Here is a 14,651-nt window from a genome sequence, read left to right on the forward strand (position 1 = left end):
CTCATTTTCAAGACTAAAATAAATATGAAGTGGTTATATTTTCTTGTTATAGTTGGATGTCTATACTCATGTAATAAGAAGGGGCGAACTACGTCTAATAATATTACTGCCCAAATTGACTCAACAAAAAATCATCTGAATGTGTCAATGGAGGAATCAGTTTGCACGGTCATAAAGTTTTTAGGACATGAAATATACATCAAGTATGACAATTTTCTACAAGAATTCTCTCGTATATGTGTCGAGGATGACAATCTTTCTTTAGACAGTGTAAACCGAAATGTAACGATTTATGGTACAACCTTTCATATCAATGTCAATCATCATAGTCAAGGGTGTTTATGCTTATAACTTCTGTTCAGCCAGACACAAAACAAATGCGAATTGTCAGAGATGCTATCAGCAAGTTCCATGGCGAAGAAAACTTTGAAGAAGACTACCATTACTCATGGCTTCCATATACGGACTCAACGAACATTGGACAAAATTAACCTTTTGTCATTGTAGGCATTAAGAGTTGTTTTTGCATCAGCAAAGAAAATAAAAATCTGCTAATCTCAACAATTTGTAAGCTTACAAAAAAATTATAATCATGCTATAAAACAAAAAGTGATTATGAATAAAATCCATAACCACCTCTTTTTTATTATTAAGAAATATATGAGCGGAAAACGAGACTCGAACTCGCGACCCCAACCTTGGCAAGGTTGTGCTCTACCAACTGAGCTATTTCCGCAATTTGTAGGGAAGACCGGACTCGAACCGACGACCTCCTGGTCCCAAACCAGGAACACTACCAACTGTGCTACTTCCCTATTTCAAGCGGTGCGTACGAGACTCGAACTCGTGACCTCCTGCGTGACAGGCAGGCATTCTAACCAACTGAACTAACGCACCATTTTTTAGACCTATTTAAGCCCTGAATCATTTCTTGATTGCGGGTGCAAAGGTAAGACATAAAATCGAAACTACCAAACTTTTTCCAAGAAAATTTCAAAAAAAATATATTTTTCTTTCAAAAAGCTCGGTAACAAAGTATTCAGGCCATGTATCTTGTTCAATTCCTTGCCATTATACTTATATCCATGAGATAGATTGGTAGCCCAATAGTCTCTTCCATCAATATGGCTCTGGAATATCATGATTTAAAAACATTACTGTCTACTGAACTTCATATAAAGCTTGTGCGAAAAATAAGCCGTCAAAGCGAGGCCTGCCAATGATAAGCAGATACTAATTAATACATGTCCGGTGAAGACAGAGTAGCCTAGCTCAATAGCTAATAGTGTAGTGATACTATTGCTGATGACATGCAAAATGATGGACGTGAAAAATAGACATAAAATGGTCTTAAAAGTGTAGAAAAACAAGAAAATAGCACTTTTTTGCGATTTTTTTTGAGAAAAACTTGCAGGAATAAAAATAAAACACTACCTTTGCACCCGCAAATGAGACAAGGTCCCTTCGTCTATCGGCTAGGACGAGAGATTTTCATTCTCTAAAGAGGAGTTCGACTCTCCTAGGGACTACTTGTTAATCGCTTCAATGAAATTTTCGTTGAAGCGATTTTTTATTTCTCCCCTTTCGAATCCTTTACTATCCTGTTTTAACTCTACCAAGAACATAACTATTTTATTACATATTTTTGCACATAACAAAAAGGATGTGTGCAAATTGAGAAAGAAATACACTTCATATTGCAAAAAAATTAAAGAATCTTTCTTTTTTCACCTTATATATATATAACTTTGTAATTATGAATAAATCGTCAATGACAAGTGAAGAATGGTATCAGCAGGGAAATGTATATCGCAAAGAACAAGATTTCCAGAAAGCGATGCATTGCTACATGGAGGCTATTGCACTAGATCCGAATAGTAAAGCTGTTGAAGCCAAGAAGATGCTGGAAGATATTTACAGCTTCTATTGTAAGGATATGTATAATCCATAAACTTGTACTCAGACATAACGGGAAAAAAGAATTAGATTAAAACAATATAAAAATGGGAATAATCAAAGGCGCTATCGTCGTTAATACAGACAGATGCAAAGGCTGTAGCCTTTGCGTTGTAGCCTGTCCGAAAAATTGTATTTCGATAGCGGAGAAAAAGGTAAACGTTCACGGTTATCCTTATGTTGAACCTAATGCACAGAGTGACTCGTGTGTAGGGTGTGCTTCGTGTGCTATCGTATGTCCAGATGGATGCATAACTGTGTATCGTAAAAAAACAGAAGATTAACCTGATATGAATCAAGAAGTAAAATTAATGAAGGGCAACGAGGCTATCGCCCACGCTGCTATCCGTTGTGGAGCTGACGGTTTCTTTGGCTATCCGATAACTCCCCAAACTGAAATTATAGAAACTTTGGCTGCTTTGAAACCTTGGGAAACCACTGGTATGGTGGTATTACAAGCTGAAAGCGAAGTGGCTGCTATTAATATGATTTATGGTGGTGCTGGTGCCGGTAAACGTGTACTCACCACTTCTTCTAGCCCTGGCATCGCCTTAATGCAAGAGGGTATCGCTTATATAGCTGGTGCCGAGGTGCCTGGCGTCATCGTCAATGTACAGCGTGGTGGTCCTGGTCTGGGCACTATCCAACCATCTCAGGCTGACTATTTCCAGGCTACTCGTGGTGGTGGTAACGGTGATTATCAGGTTATCGTACTGGCTCCAAACAGTGTACAGGAAATGGCTGATTTCGTTGACTTGGCCTTTGAACTGGCTTTCAGATATCGTAACCCTGCTATGATTCTAAGTGATGGTATCATCGGACAAATGATGGAAAAAGTGGTTTTGCCTCCGATGAAGCCTCGTCGCACTGAAGAGCAAATTAAGAAAGAATGTCCTTGGGCTACTATCGGTAGAACTAAGGACCGTCAACCTAATATCATCACTTCTCTGGAACTGAAGCCTGAAGAAATGGAAAAACGAAACCTTGCCCTTCAGCAAAAATATGCACGCTGTAAAGAACGTGAAGTACGATTCGAAACACAGCAATGCGATGACGCCGATTATATCATCGTAGCTTTCGGTAGTGCTGCCCGTATCGCTGAAAAAGCGGTTGAAATCGCTCGTGGTGAAGGTATCAAAGTGGGACTGTTCAGACCTATTACACTCTGGCCTTTCCCTGAAAAACAGATAGCAGAACTGGCACAGAAAGTTAAAGGTATATTGGTAACCGAAATCAATGCCGGACAGATGATTCAGGATGTAAAACTGGCAGCTAATGGGGCTACGCAAGTACAACATTTTGGTCGCTTAGGGGGTATCGTTCCTGAACCACAGGAAATTGTTGACAATCTCAAAAAAATGATGAATCATGAATAGCGATATAATAGCACCAGAAAATTTGGTGTACGAGAAACCTAAATTGATGAACGATGTGAATATGCATTATTGCCCAGGCTGTTCACACGGTGTGGTACATAAGCTCGTGGCTGAAGTCATAGCTGAGATGGGCATGGAAGATAAAACGGTGGGCGTCAGTCCGGTTGGTTGTGCTGTTTTCGCTTATCGCTATATTGATATCGACTGGCAGGAAGCTGCTCATGGTCGTGCTCCTGCTTTGGCTACTGCTATCAAGAGACTTTGGCCAGACCGCTTGGTGTTTACTTACCAGGGCGATGGCGATATGGCTTGTATCGGTACCGCAGAAACCATCCATGCTTTAAATCGTGGCGAAAATATTACCATTATTTTTATCAATAATGCGATTTATGGTATGACAGGTGGACAGATGGCCCCTACTACACTGGTTGGACAGAAAACTTCTACTTGTCCGTATGGTCGCGACCCTGAACTTCATGGTTACCCGCTCAAGATGCCTGAAATAGCTGCTCAGCTTGAAGGTACTTGCTATGTAACCCGACAGAGTGTGGAAACGGTTGGCGCTATCAATAAGGCGAAGAAGGCTATCCGTAAAGCTTTCGAAGCTAACATGGCGGGTAAAGGCAGTTGTCTGGTTGAGATTACTTCTACCTGTAGCAGTGGTTGGAAAATGTCTCCGATAAAAGCGAATAAGTGGCTCGAAGACCATATGATGCAGGTTTATACAAAGGGTGATCTAAAAGATACGACAAAACAAGAATAAGTCAGCATGATTGGTGATACTGACTTCATGTGGAAAATTATACGTCAATGAAAAAAGAAATCATTATATCTGGATTTGGTGGACAGGGAGTTCTCTCTATGGGTAAGATCTTAGCCTACTCTGGGCTTATGGAGGATAAAGAGGTGACTTGGATGCCAGCATACGGTCCTGAACAGCGAGGTGGCACGGCAAATGTAACGGTCATTATCAGCGATGAACGTATTTCGTCGCCGATTTTAAGTAATTACGATGTTGCTATCGTGCTCAATCAACCATCACTCGATAAGTTTGAATCTAAGGTAAAACCGGGTGGTATTCTGATTTACGATGATTATGGTATACTTAACCCTCCTACTCGTACTGATATTGAGATTCACACGATCTCGGCTATGGAAAAAGCTGCCGAGATGAAAAATGCGAAAGTGTTTAACATGATCGTATTGGGTGGTTTGCTCAAGGTATGTCCTATCGTACCCGACTCTGCACTCGAAAAGGCTCTTTATAAGACGCTGCCTGAACGTCATCATGATCTTATTCCGCTGAATATGAAAGCGGTAGAAGAAGGTAGACATATTATTGCATAATAAAATAAGCTATAACCATCTCTTGAGGACTCTAATCCCCTTAGGAGATGGTTTTTCTAATGATAAATGGTATCATGAAGTTCTTGAAAAAAGAAGAATTACTGAAAAAAGATGATATAGCTGCCAGGATGAATGAACTGGCAAGACTTAACATCCCTTTCCTTTTCGTCATTAACTATGACAGAACACAAGCATATATTGAGCCATTAGATAGCATCGACCCCAATACAATCATGTATCAGTTTGGTCAGGAGGGGAATATTCCTGACCATAGCTATCTTCAAGAACACAAGTTAGAATGGGATTTCTTACGCCCTGACCGCAAACAATATCACGATAGTTTCAATACGGTTGTTTCAAATGAGAAGGCGGGTAATAGTTATTTGGCCAACTTGACATGCAAGATTCCTATACATACCAACTTCACTCTGAAAGAGATATTTTTACGCTCATCAGCACGGTATCGACTCTGGATTAAAGATACCCTTGTTTGCTTTTCTCCGGAGATATTTATTCAAGTAAAAGGAAATGAAATCAGTTCTTTTCCGATGAAAGGTACAATCGATGCCGCACTACCTGATGCACAGAACCTACTGATAAACAATGCAAAGGAAGCTGCTGAACATGCTACGATAGTAGACTTGATACGTAATGATCTCAGTATGGTGGCCAATCATGTGCATGTACCGCGTTATCGCTATGTAGAACGACTCGAAACGAATCATGGTGCCATTCTTCAAACGAGTTCTGAAATTAGAGGAAATATCTTACCTTATTATCACCAACACCCAGGCGATATGCTGATGAAACAACTTCCTGCAGGAAGTATAACGGGTGCGCCGAAACCGAAAACGATGGAGATTATCCATGAGGCTGAAAACTATGACCGCGGCTTTTACACAGGGGTTATGGGGATATGGAAGAATGGCGATATCGATAGCGCTGTCATGATACGATTTATCGACCAAGAAAATAATAAGCTGTATTATAAAGCGGGCGGCGGCATAACAGCACAAAGTGATGAGGAAAGTGAATATAACGAAATCATAGAAAAGATATATGTGCCAATTTGTTGAAACCATAAGAATTAAAGATGGCGTTGCCATGAACACTCGCTATCATATCGAAAGACTGAACAAGACCAGAAATCATTTCTGGCCTTCAAGTAAACCTATCTCTGAATCGGAACTTCTTACCGATATACCGCAAGTCATGGGTCTGCAGAAGGCTCGTGTGGTATATGACGCATCTGGCATTACGCTTCGTGAATATCATGCGTACACCATTCGCGACGTAAAATCTATCTGTGTGGTAGAAGATAACAGGATAGACTATACTTGGAAAAGTACGGATAGAAAGGTACTTACTGCACAACGCGATAAAGCTCCCAAGTATGATGAAGTGATTATCATTAAAAATGGTAAAGTTACCGATACTTCCTATACAAATCTCTGTTTTTATGATGGCCAACATTGGCTCACTCCTGATACTCCCCTACTCAAGGGTACTATGCGTCAGCATTTGCTCGACGAGGGAAAGATCATAGCATCGCCTATAACGAAAAAAGATATAGCCTCATTTGAAAAAGTGGCTCTTATCAATGCCATGATGGATTTGGGCGACTTGATTCTCCCTATCAGTAGCATCGACTTTACACCTTTGCGCATTTAGCGAGAAACTGTTAATATGCGCAAAAACAAAAAAGGTAACTATGAACTAAATTCATAATTACCTCTATGATGAGCGGAAAACGAGACTCGAACTCGCGACCCCAACCTTGGCAAGGTTGTGCTCTACCAACTGAGCTATTTCCGCATTTAAATATCAAGTGAAGAGGAGGAGACTCGAACTCCCACGTCACAATTAACACTACCCCCTCAAAGTAGCGCGTCTACCAATTCCGCCACCTCTCCGACTGGTATTTAAAGCCTTATGATAATAGTAGGGAAGACCGGACTCGAACCGACGACCTCCTGGTCCCAAACCAGGAACACTACCAACTGTGCTACTTCCCTATTATACAATACTGAACTTACCTTTCAAAATTAGTAGGGAAGACCGGACTCGAACCGACGACCTCCTGGTCCCAAACCAGGAACACTACCAACTGTGCTACTTCCCTATTCTGATGCGGTGCGTACGAGACTCGAACTCGTGACCTCCTGCGTGACAGGCAGGCATTCTAACCAACTGAACTAACGCACCATGAAAAGTAATTTCTCAATTGCGGGTGCAAAGGTAACACTTTTTTTTAAACCCACAAACTTTTTCCATGTTTTTTTCTAAAAAAATATTCATTAAGTTATTTTTTACGACTTTCCTACCTTATTTTTCCCTTTTTATTCGTGATTATTTATATATTTGTTGCGCAAACTAATATTTCTAATATCCAAGATTATAAACTAGAAGATGAAGACACAAGTAAAGAAAGTAATTGTACTGGGGTCTGGCGCCCTCAAAATCGGACAAGCTGGTGAATTTGACTATTCAGGAAGTCAAGCTCTGAAAGCCTTACGTGAAGAAGGTATAAAATCGGTGCTGGTTAATCCTAACGTTGCAACCATTCAGACGAGTGAAGGGGTTGCAGACCAAGTGTATTTCTTACCTGTAAATACGCACTTCGTTACCGAGATTATTAAGAAAGAACGCCCCGATGGTATCCTGTTAGCTTTTGGTGGACAAACGGCACTTAACTGCGGTACAGAACTTTATAAAACGGGGGTACTGAAAGAATATGGTGTGCAGGTGCTGGGTACAAGTGTAGAAGCCATCATGAACACAGAAGACCGTGACTTATTCGTCAAAGCGCTGAATAAGATCGATATGAAGGTTCCTGTATCTCAAGCTTGCGAAACTCTCGATGAAGCCATTGCTTCAGCCCGCAAGATAGGCTACCCGATCATGATTCGCTCTGCTTATGCACTGGGTGGCCTCGGTTCTGGTGTATGTCCCGACGAGGCAACATTTAAAGAGATTGCTGAGAGTGCTTTCACCTTCGCCCCTCAAGTTTTAGTGGAGGAAAGTCTGAAGGGATGGAAAGAAATCGAATTTGAATGTATTCGAGACGCTAACGATCACTGTTTTACCGTAGCATCAATGGAGAATTTCGATCCATTAGGTATCCATACGGGTGAGAGTATTGTAGTGGCCCCTACTTGTTCGCTAACTGATGAGCAGGTGAAATATCTGCAGGATATTACCATCAAATGTGTTCGACACCTTAATATAATTGGCGAATGTAATATTCAGTTTGCTTTTAATGCGGATACGAATGATTATCGTATCATTGAAATCAACGCTCGATTAAGTCGTTCTTCTGCCTTAGCATCTAAGGCCACCGGTTATCCTTTAGCTTTCGTTGCCGCTAAAATTGCCCTTGGATACACACTTGATCAGATTGGTGAAATGGGTACTACCAATTCTGCTTATGTAGCTCCTTCTCTTGACTATTTAATCTGCAAGATTCCTCGCTGGGACTTAACCAAGTTCTCGGGTGTAAGTCGCAAAATTGGTAGTTCGATGAAGTCTGTCGGCGAAATCATGTCTATCGGCCGCAGTTTTGAGGAACTCATTCAGAAAGGTCTTCGTATGATAGGACAAGGCATGCATGGTTTTGTAGGTAATGAACACATCCGATTTGATGATCTCGATGAAGAACTGGCCAATCCTACCGACCTTCGTATATTCGCCATTGCTCAGGCACTCGAAGAAGGATATACTATTGATCGTCTATACGAACTCACCAAAATAGATGCTTGGTTCTTGGAAAGACTCAAGAATATCGTAGACTATAAACGGGTATTAGAGGGGTTCAATCGTCTGGAAGATCTCTCTACTGATGTACTTCGCCAGGCTAAAGTATTAGGTTTCTCTGACTTTCAGATAGCCCGTTTTGTCTTGGGCAAGGTTGAGGGGAATATGGAGAAAGAGAATCTGGCGGTTCGTGCTTATCGCAAAAAACTGGGTATCTTACCGGCCGTAAAACGTATTCCTACGGTAGCCAGCGAACATCCTGACCTGACCAATTATCTCTACATGACTTATGCCGTCGAAGGATACGACATCAATTACTATACCAATGAGAAATCGGTTATCGTACTTGGTTCTGGTGCTTACCGCATCGGTAGCTCTGTAGAGTTCGACTGGTGCTCGGTCAATGCTGTTAACACCGCACGCAAGTTGGGCTATAAGAGTATTATGATCAACTATAATCCAGAGACCGTAAGTACCGACTATGATATGTGCGACCATCTCTACTTTGACGAGCTCTCTTTTGAGCGAGTGCTCGATGTCATTGATTTAGAAAATCCGAATGGCGTCATCGTAAGTGTAGGAGGACAGATACCAAACAATCTGGCTATGAAACTCTATCGTCAGGGGGTACCTATTCTCGGAACTTCTCCGGTATCTATCGACCGCGCCGAAAACCGAAGCAAATTCTCTGCCATGCTCGATAAACTGGGGGTAGACCAACCAGAATGGAGTGCACTGACCTCTCTAGAAGATGTGAAAGAATTTGTAAATCGTGTAGGCTTCCCAGTATTGGTTCGCCCATCGTATGTACTCTCTGGTGCAGCCATGAACGTATGCTATGACAACGAAGAACTAGAACGCTTCTTGGCACTGGCCAGCGAAGTAAGTAAGGAATATCCGGTGGTCATCTCTCAATTCATGCAAGACACCAACGAGGTTGAATTTGATGCGGTAGCACAGAATGGTGAAATCGTAGAATATGCGATTTCTGAACATGTGGAATATGCCGGAGTTCATTCTGGCGATGCTACGATGGTATTCCCGGCTCAGAATATCTCATTCGCTCAAGTACGCAATATTAAGAAGGTATCACGGGCGATAGCTAAGGAACTGAATATATCGGGACCATTTAACATTCAGTATCTCGCCAAAGGGCGTATTCTCAAGGTTATCGAATGTAACCTTCGCAGCTCTCGTTCATTCCCATTCGTATCTAAAGTGCTCAAGCGCAACTTTATAGAGACAGCTACCAAGATTATGCTGAATGCACCTTATAGCAAACCAGACAAGAGTGAGTTTGATATCGACAGAATAGGTGTAAAGGCTTCACAATTCTCATTTGCTCGCTTACAGAATGCCGACCCTATACTGGGTGTAGACATGAGCAGTACGGGTGAAGTGGGATGTATAGGCGATACGCTCGAAGAGGCTTTGCTCGATGCACTCATCGCCACAGGTTACAAGATTCCATCAAAAGAAAAAGGTATCATGATTTCCAGTGGTAGCGCCAAAGAAAAGGCTGCTCTACTCGACTCTGCCATCATGCTTGTGAAAGCGGGCTATACGATCTATGCATCAGAGGGAACAGCTCGTTATCTGAACGAAAATGGTGCAAAGGCTACCGCTGTGGCATGGCCAGACGAACATGTGAAGGGTGAAGAAAACATTATGGATATGATACACGACCATAGATTTGACTTGATTATCAATATTCCGAAAAATCACTCCAAACGTGAATTGACCAATGGCTATCGTATCCGTCGTGGTGCTATCGACCACAATATTCCGTTGATTACAAATGCACGTCTTGCCTGTGCTTTTATTGAGTCGTTCTGTACATTAGGTCTAAATGACTTACAGATCAAGAGTTGGAAAGAATTTGAGTAAAATATAAATCATAGACAAATCGCAGTGAGAATTATTTAATTCTCACTGCGATTTTTTTTAAGGACGCTAAAATTCAATATTATTTCAACTCGAAAGATCCTACCTGGATGATGTCTTCTTTATTCTGTTTTCCAATATTTAGAATAGCAAATTTATCGCCTCCCTTACTGAAGAAATGACTATTTATCTTAATATTCTGAAAACCTTCTGGTGTAGTTTGCGTCATTTTACCATCACGCGTACAACTACGTAATGTGCCTGTTCCTACTTCTGTATCTGGTACATCTATCAGCCAGTATCGGCCTGCGAATGGGAAACGAACACTTAAGCCACCATCCGTAGTGACGCCTCCTAATATAAAGAATTGTTTTTTAACGGCCATACTGCCCCAACTACCAAAGGTAAGGTTGCTACCATCTGCATCGGCCCAAATAAACTCCCGATTGAAATTTACTTCAAAACGGTTATATGGATCGCGCGGATTCTTGTCGGTAGGTACGATATAAGAGCCATCTGCCATGGCGATAACATTATTCATTTTTACAGGTCGATTGTTATACATTAACAAGCACGACCAAGGAGCTCCAGGCAATGATAGGCGACCTTTCTCGATAGCCTTTTTGGATGTAAGATCACAATCTAAGGTAATATAATCATTGGTCAGAGCAAATGCTCCTGCATACATACCGTGAATATTTCCAACAAAAAGGCCCAATAAAATATGATTATCATCATAACTCATCACATTAGGACGTAAAGCCAAACCGTTCACAGGTGTTTCGATATCCAAATGTTGTTGCCCATCCTTGGATATGATATCTACAAACATTTGCACAGAGTAATCTGCTGTAGCTAAACCAGCTTTGCCAAAATTAAGTTTAGACTTTCCATCATAACGACGAGCATTATTAAACAGGGTTCTAAAAGCCGTTATAATTACTTTTCCATCATCAGTAACTTCCATGTCGGCCTCTAAAGATGTAGCCAAATTCTTAATATCTGGATGAGGCAGCGCTTCACAGGTGGTCAATATGTTAAAATCACGGTCGAATATATAGAGTTTATGATTAGTTATAAACTTCTTAACATAATTCGTCAACAATGCAATATATTGCCCATTCTTCGAGACGCTCAAATAATAACTATCAAAAACATCCTTACGCTTTTCGGTCAAAGCCTTTTGCCCCTTTGCTGCGAACGTGTTCGCATCATAAGTATTATACTGAAGTCCGCCGATATTTGAATCATATGTTAATACAGCTATCTCTTGCTCATTAGAAAAGATATTCATCAGGGTAAACTGTGTATTCTTATGTTGCACATACTGCTTTACATTGCCATTAACATCAAGTCTTACCAAATGTAGTTTGCCCTCTTTAAAGGAGTAGATGATAAACTCATCTTGATAATTACTCAGTACATTCCAATCTTTACCCTTCATCTCTTTAGGCATAGGAACAGCACTCTTAAAACTCACTACAGCCTCTTGAGCTGACATAGTCATGGTCATCAAGGCCATTGTCAAAATAAATAATAATCTCATCATGGTCTTTGAACTTGTTTTGATGCCTACAGCCTCCATATTCGGCATTTGTAAATACTATATCATAAAGCCTAGTTCACAATATCAACACGCTGATATCTAGGGCATTGGAGAATGGTTAAAGATAGGTTATTTTTAAATATATTCCAAACTTTTCAATAGGAAAATATACACCTGTTTTCTAGTGTGCGAGCACAAGCGTTTTTATCGTGAACCATCAAGAAATAAGTACGCTAAAAATATGGATATTTAGAATAACAAACTTATACAAAATAACATGTAACACCATAACACGATCAAGATGGATCAAAAAAGAATCATCAGAAAAAAAAGATTTTCAGATAACTATTTGTATCTTTGCAATATGAACAAATCGAAAGCTTTTATAAAAATCATAGTTCGATTCTTCGCAGCATGTCTATTACTGATAGGGCTGATGGCTAATTATATCCCTTTTGATAATGAAGACGAGATGGAACTTCTTGACTCGAGCTATCATTACGAGCTTAAGACAATGGATGCTAACTTAAAAACCGTGGTACAAGAAAGTGGTCTGGAACATACTCCGTACTGCCCTACGCTGTATCCTTATACCTGGAGACTCAGATACCGCATCCTTCTATTGAAAGAAAGCATCGAGAATGCATTTTTTACTTTTTACTTGTAAATGTCGTTTATTTTAAGTACTTTTGCTTAAGATTTGACATTCTATATCAACTATGAAATACAACAAATGGTTCTCTGGATTAATGATGCTGCTAATAGTCTGTTTAGCCGATGCCTGTAGCGACAAAAAGATAACAAATCATGAAACTATCAAAAAGTTTTATGATATCAAAAACATAGAATATTATTATCTGGATCATGACAGTATCAAAAACGATTTGTGCTTTCAGTTTGTACCTAGTAAAAAAGGAATCATTATCAATACCAGATTATTGTCGGAAGAAACTGATGACGTTAAGTGTATTGGTAAAAAACCTAACTCACATCAGTTCCTACATATTTTACGTTTAAGTCTGAAGTCGGCTTCACAAAAATATAACTTCCGCCGACTGGAGAGTATAACCATGTCATCACTCGCCTATCCCAAACTGGCTGCAGAGTACGCGAAAAACTACCAGAGAATCGCTAAGAATCCTCTTCATCCTACTCAAGAAGAGATAGAAAAAGCAGTAGCGGAAACTTCACTTCGACAAGATTTGAATGAAATTTTCAGTAGCTATAAAATAAAGGTGACGAATATCGAGCGACTACCAGATTACAAAAGTATTATCGTAAATAAGTCGAAATACATCAATAGCTGCGATAAGGATGCGACTGTAACCTATCCGTCTGAGCTATTCGACGATGCTTTTATCATACACCTTAAAAGGTGGTAAAATATTTCAATCGCCGTATACGCTTTACTCTTTCGTAATAGGCATATTGGCAGCTCGCCAGGCCATAATGCCCCCCTTCAGATTAACACATTTATACCCGACTTCGGCCAACCTGCTGGCAGCATTGGCTGAACGACGACCACTACGACAATAGACGGCAATCTTTCGGTGAAGTGATAAGGTGGCTTTAGCCTTCTCCACAAAATCACTTTGTCCCTGATCTATCAAAATAGAATTCTGGATATGTCCCTCTGCATATTCACTGCTCGTCCTTACGTCGAGTACTACGACACTGGTATCAGTGAGCAACTTAGCAAACCCTTGAACATCGACATTTTCAAAATTCTGTTGGGCACAAGCTGTGGTCAGACCAAGTGTGGCCAACATACACATGAAAAACTTCTTCATATACTTAACATCCTCTTCCGTCTATACTACAAGTTGCACCCTCCTCTTGTGGTCTGGGTTCAAGACCCACATCCTTTGAATAGAGTGTTACCGTTCCATCTTCGAGCACATAGCATGGAATACCTAAATCGTCCGCAGCTTTAGCTTCATCAAATGCAGGATTCGTATCACGCAATTTGATAAACTCTTTTAGATTCCTCACGTGCTTACCAATGTCTATCACTTTGAAATTAGGATTATTCACCACCTGTTTTTCTACATATTCGCAGTCGGGGCAAGTTTCCATCACATACATTTTAATCATAATTCTTACTCTTTATATTACAAATAATGCTATTTATTGCAACAACTAACCGATACGCGGTCCATTCATTATTGCAATAAAGCGCTAAGATACCTACTATCTTTTGTGAAATTACAAAAAAAATCTCATTCACACTCTATTTTTTCTATTTTTGAGAATTTATTTGCTTTTTTTAAAAGGTAAGATAATTGAATTTATTTGACATTAGGCGCCTTGAGGTTTGCGTATTTGGATTCGGTATGCTAGATGGTCTCAAATATGAAAATTATGCAGTATTTTTGTATCTGTCTGAATATCAACACGTTACAAATTTAACGTTTCTTCGGTTAAAAAAAAGGCGCCAAAACCCAAGCTCCTAGGGGTCAAAAGCTTAGGGTTGACGCGATAAGGTCATAGAGTTTAGCGAACAAAGTCTTAGGTTTCGACCCCCAGGAGCTTGGGTTTTGGCGGGAGAGAAAATCGAGGGGTGGAAAAAAGTCCAAAGAGGCTAACCAAAAGTTGAATATTTTGAGCTAGATGACGATTTTTAGTGACTATGTTTTTTTGATATTTTATTTGACATTCCTTCCTGTACGGACAACGTTCCGTAGCCGTAATTGTTGATATCTAAGCAGCCACTATATCTCTTTCCTAAAAAAAATATGTAAATTTGCTAAATAATCGACCATGATGAATACCGATGCGTATTTATTATT

The 14,651-nt window shown here is 40.2% G+C and carries 14 protein-coding genes and 8 tRNA genes; 11 read left to right on the forward strand and 11 right to left on the reverse strand.

Annotated elements, in window-relative coordinates:
* Nucleotides 1-24 precede the first annotated feature (24 nt).
* Nucleotides 25-351 carry a hypothetical protein gene (locus L6469_RS13705; RefSeq protein ID WP_155815418.1) on the forward strand — a complete coding sequence of 109 codons (327 nt, stop codon included), beginning with the start codon at nt 25-27 and terminating at the stop codon, nt 349-351.
* Between the two features lie 312 nt (nt 352-663).
* Here the strand turns inward: L6469_RS13705 and L6469_RS13710 are convergent.
* The 3 genes from L6469_RS13710 to L6469_RS13720 form a co-directional block, all read right to left on the reverse strand.
* Nucleotides 664-736 (reverse strand) — tRNA-Gly (locus L6469_RS13710).
* Nucleotides 737-742: 6 nt separating this feature from the next.
* Nucleotides 743-815: transfer RNA gene (locus L6469_RS13715), tRNA-Pro, on the reverse strand.
* Nucleotides 816-823: 8 nt separating this feature from the next.
* Nucleotides 824-897 (reverse strand) — tRNA-Asp (locus L6469_RS13720).
* A gap of 874 nt (nt 898-1,771) precedes the next feature.
* Here L6469_RS13720 and L6469_RS13725 point away from each other — a divergent pair.
* The 7 genes from L6469_RS13725 to L6469_RS13755 all read left to right on the forward strand — a co-directional run bounded on the left by L6469_RS13725 (nt 1,772) and on the right by L6469_RS13755 (nt 6,350).
* Entirely contained in the window at nt 1,772-1,951 is a 180-nt protein-coding gene (locus L6469_RS13725) for a tetratricopeptide repeat protein (protein WP_006281887.1), read from the forward strand.
* Between the two features lie 52 nt (nt 1,952-2,003).
* A complete protein-coding gene (locus L6469_RS13730; protein ID WP_074549939.1) occupies nt 2,004-2,240 on the forward strand; it encodes an indolepyruvate ferredoxin oxidoreductase subunit alpha in 237 nt (78 codons plus the stop codon).
* Between the two features lie 6 nt (nt 2,241-2,246).
* Entirely contained in the window at nt 2,247-3,332 is a 1,086-nt protein-coding gene (locus L6469_RS13735) for a 3-methyl-2-oxobutanoate dehydrogenase subunit VorB (RefSeq protein ID WP_006281888.1), read from the forward strand.
* Nucleotides 3,325-4,095, forward strand: a complete 771-nt coding sequence (locus L6469_RS13740) for a thiamine pyrophosphate-dependent enzyme (protein ID WP_027454241.1) — start codon at nt 3,325-3,327, stop codon at nt 4,093-4,095. Before L6469_RS13735 ends, L6469_RS13740 begins: the two co-directional genes overlap by 8 nt.
* Before the next feature lie 47 nt (nt 4,096-4,142).
* Nucleotides 4,143-4,679, forward strand: a complete 537-nt coding sequence (locus L6469_RS13745; protein ID WP_006281890.1) for a 2-oxoacid:acceptor oxidoreductase family protein — start codon at nt 4,143-4,145, stop codon at nt 4,677-4,679.
* Between the two features lie 74 nt (nt 4,680-4,753).
* Complete coding sequence (locus tag L6469_RS13750; protein ID WP_039869999.1) at nt 4,754-5,755, forward strand: aminodeoxychorismate synthase component I; 1,002 nt, start codon at nt 4,754-4,756, stop codon at nt 5,753-5,755.
* Nucleotides 5,739-6,350 carry an aminotransferase class IV gene (locus L6469_RS13755; RefSeq protein WP_006281892.1) on the forward strand — a complete coding sequence of 204 codons (612 nt, stop codon included), beginning with the start codon at nt 5,739-5,741 and terminating at the stop codon, nt 6,348-6,350. Before L6469_RS13750 ends, L6469_RS13755 begins: the two co-directional genes overlap by 17 nt.
* A 71-nt stretch (nt 6,351-6,421) precedes the next feature.
* On the opposite strand, the gene L6469_RS13760 is transcribed toward L6469_RS13755, so the two are convergent.
* The 5 genes from L6469_RS13760 to L6469_RS13780 form a co-directional block, all read right to left on the reverse strand.
* A tRNA-Gly gene (locus L6469_RS13760) sits at nt 6,422-6,494 on the reverse strand.
* Nucleotides 6,495-6,508: 14 nt separating this feature from the next.
* Nucleotides 6,509-6,592: transfer RNA gene (locus L6469_RS13765), tRNA-Leu, on the reverse strand.
* 29 nt (nt 6,593-6,621) lie between these two features.
* Nucleotides 6,622-6,694, reverse strand: a tRNA-Pro gene (locus tag L6469_RS13770).
* Between the two features lie 34 nt (nt 6,695-6,728).
* Nucleotides 6,729-6,801 (reverse strand) — tRNA-Pro (locus L6469_RS13775).
* Between the two features lie 9 nt (nt 6,802-6,810).
* A tRNA-Asp gene (locus L6469_RS13780) sits at nt 6,811-6,884 on the reverse strand.
* A gap of 204 nt (nt 6,885-7,088) precedes the next feature.
* On the opposite strand from L6469_RS13780, the gene carB reads away from it, so the two are divergent.
* Nucleotides 7,089-10,319 (forward strand): carbamoyl-phosphate synthase (glutamine-hydrolyzing) large subunit, encoded by a 3,231-nt coding sequence (carB, locus tag L6469_RS13785; protein ID WP_006281893.1) that lies wholly within the window; start codon nt 7,089-7,091, stop codon nt 10,317-10,319.
* Between the two features lie 79 nt (nt 10,320-10,398).
* On the opposite strand, the gene L6469_RS13790 is transcribed toward carB, so the two are convergent.
* A complete protein-coding gene (locus L6469_RS13790; RefSeq protein ID WP_143067194.1) occupies nt 10,399-11,865 on the reverse strand; it encodes a hypothetical protein in 1,467 nt (488 codons plus the stop codon).
* A gap of 361 nt (nt 11,866-12,226) precedes the next feature.
* Between L6469_RS13790 and L6469_RS13795 the strand changes: the two genes are divergently transcribed.
* Nucleotides 12,227-12,529: a hypothetical protein gene (locus tag L6469_RS13795; protein ID WP_039869989.1), complete on the forward strand. Its 303-nt coding sequence runs from the start codon at nt 12,227-12,229 to the stop codon at nt 12,527-12,529.
* Between the two features lie 52 nt (nt 12,530-12,581).
* The gene (locus L6469_RS13800; protein ID WP_006281895.1) at nt 12,582-13,244 is read left to right on the forward strand and encodes a hypothetical protein; all 663 of its coding nucleotides are present in this window, start codon (nt 12,582-12,584) and stop codon (nt 13,242-13,244) included.
* A 24-nt stretch (nt 13,245-13,268) separates the two neighbouring features.
* Here L6469_RS13800 and L6469_RS13805 read toward each other — a convergent pair whose 3' ends face one another.
* Entirely contained in the window at nt 13,269-13,652 is a 384-nt protein-coding gene (locus tag L6469_RS13805) for a rhodanese-like domain-containing protein (RefSeq protein ID WP_006281896.1), read from the reverse strand.
* A gap of 4 nt (nt 13,653-13,656) precedes the next feature.
* Nucleotides 13,657-13,956 carry a glutaredoxin gene (locus L6469_RS13810; protein ID WP_039869992.1) on the reverse strand — a complete coding sequence of 100 codons (300 nt, stop codon included), beginning with the start codon at nt 13,954-13,956 and terminating at the stop codon, nt 13,657-13,659.
* Nucleotides 13,957-14,651: the final 695 nt, after the last annotated feature.

Origin of the sequence: Segatella baroniae B14 (assembly GCF_022024235.1) — a bacterium.
Lineage (GTDB): Bacteria > Bacteroidota > Bacteroidia > Bacteroidales > Bacteroidaceae > Prevotella > Prevotella bryantii.

Coding starts and splice junctions, on each gene's coding strand:
- L6469_RS13705 (WP_155815418.1), top strand. CDS start 25: ATGAAGTGGTTATATTTTCTTGTTATAGTTGGATGTCTATACTCATGT.
- L6469_RS13725 (WP_006281887.1), top strand. CDS start 1,772: ATGACAAGTGAAGAATGGTATCAGCAGGGAAATGTATATCGCAAAGAA.
- L6469_RS13730 (WP_074549939.1), top strand. CDS start 2,004: ATGGGAATAATCAAAGGCGCTATCGTCGTTAATACAGACAGATGCAAA.
- L6469_RS13735 (WP_006281888.1), top strand. CDS start 2,247: ATGAATCAAGAAGTAAAATTAATGAAGGGCAACGAGGCTATCGCCCAC.
- L6469_RS13740 (WP_027454241.1), top strand. CDS start 3,325: ATGAATAGCGATATAATAGCACCAGAAAATTTGGTGTACGAGAAACCT.
- L6469_RS13745 (WP_006281890.1), top strand. CDS start 4,143: ATGAAAAAAGAAATCATTATATCTGGATTTGGTGGACAGGGAGTTCTC.
- L6469_RS13750 (WP_039869999.1), top strand. CDS start 4,754: ATGAAGTTCTTGAAAAAAGAAGAATTACTGAAAAAAGATGATATAGCT.
- L6469_RS13755 (WP_006281892.1), top strand. CDS start 5,739: ATGTGCCAATTTGTTGAAACCATAAGAATTAAAGATGGCGTTGCCATG.
- carB (WP_006281893.1), top strand. CDS start 7,089: ATGAAGACACAAGTAAAGAAAGTAATTGTACTGGGGTCTGGCGCCCTC.
- L6469_RS13790 (WP_143067194.1), bottom strand. CDS start 11,865: ATGATGAGATTATTATTTATTTTGACAATGGCCTTGATGACCATGACT.
- L6469_RS13795 (WP_039869989.1), top strand. CDS start 12,227: ATGAACAAATCGAAAGCTTTTATAAAAATCATAGTTCGATTCTTCGCA.
- L6469_RS13800 (WP_006281895.1), top strand. CDS start 12,582: ATGAAATACAACAAATGGTTCTCTGGATTAATGATGCTGCTAATAGTC.
- L6469_RS13805 (WP_006281896.1), bottom strand. CDS start 13,652: ATGAAGAAGTTTTTCATGTGTATGTTGGCCACACTTGGTCTGACCACA.
- L6469_RS13810 (WP_039869992.1), bottom strand. CDS start 13,956: ATGATTAAAATGTATGTGATGGAAACTTGCCCCGACTGCGAATATGTA.